This window comes from Xenorhabdus hominickii (assembly GCF_002632725.1).
Classification (GTDB): Bacteria; Pseudomonadota; Gammaproteobacteria; order Enterobacterales; family Enterobacteriaceae; genus Xenorhabdus; species Xenorhabdus hominickii.
In genome coordinates this window covers 1-745 of record NZ_NJAI01000079.1, presented here as the reverse complement: position 1 = coordinate 745, position 745 = coordinate 1, and the positions used below count along the sequence as shown (strand labels likewise).

At 47.1% G+C, this 745-nt stretch carries 3 protein-coding genes; all 3 read left to right on the top strand.

Going from position 1 to position 745, the window contains the following annotated elements; genetic code table 11:
* Positions 1-183: hypothetical protein (locus Xhom_RS31765; RefSeq protein ID WP_169928581.1), on the top strand; the 183-nt coding region annotated here is incomplete at its 5' end.
* Positions 183-455: a hypothetical protein gene (locus Xhom_RS25170; RefSeq protein WP_069316160.1), complete on the top strand. Its 273-nt coding sequence runs from the start codon at positions 183-185 to the stop codon at positions 453-455. The genes Xhom_RS31765 and Xhom_RS25170, both read left to right, overlap by 1 nt.
* Positions 445-745 (top strand): hypothetical protein (locus Xhom_RS25165; protein WP_099140136.1); only part of this gene is annotated, 301 nt, incomplete at its 3' end. The genes Xhom_RS25170 and Xhom_RS25165, both read left to right, overlap by 11 nt.

Sequence of the window (745 nt, the reverse complement as noted above, 5' to 3'; positions counted from 1 at the left end):
CTTGTTAAGGCCACATTCCACATTGACGACGGCAGGGATCACACGCAGCGGATTATCCACCGCATGAGACGTAACCAACATATTCATGAGGGCATCTGCCCTCTTCTGCCACCCGCGCCCAAAGTGGCCGAAGTGAAATTAACACCGGTGAAGAAAGCACGTAATAAGCGAGGTAAAGAATAATGATAAGCATCGATAACGCACAAAATGAAATTGGGTTGGCTGGTCATATTGATGACGGGAAAGAATGGGCGAGCGGGTTATTGAAGAAGGCAGATGAGCAGATTCAACAGGAAGAAAAATTACCAACAGTTATAGGGGAAGAGGCTGTCGATATTGAAGGCACCCAAATAACAGTCAAAGTTCTGGATACAGGGCAACGAGTAATAGACGCCCAGAATATACAGCAACTCTTTAACTGGTTGGAAAGTGGAGAGAATAACAATGATCAATAACGCCTTCCACCTCACCCAAATCATCGCTTCGGTCTGGGGTGATCCTGCTGATATCACCGAGGCAGTCTGGCAGGCAGGCTACCGGAAGCCAGAACGGGGAGAAAAGGCAATCGCTGAACTCATTATCGACATGATGAACGGGGTGCCCGATGAGGTGCCCTACTCTGAAAGACCAAAAAATTTAACCGATATTCTTCGTACTGAGCTGAACACCATTATTTTTGAAGCGACATGGAGTGATAAGGCAACACCGGCAATGGTGGCAAGATTGATTTTGGAGAACGGGTATC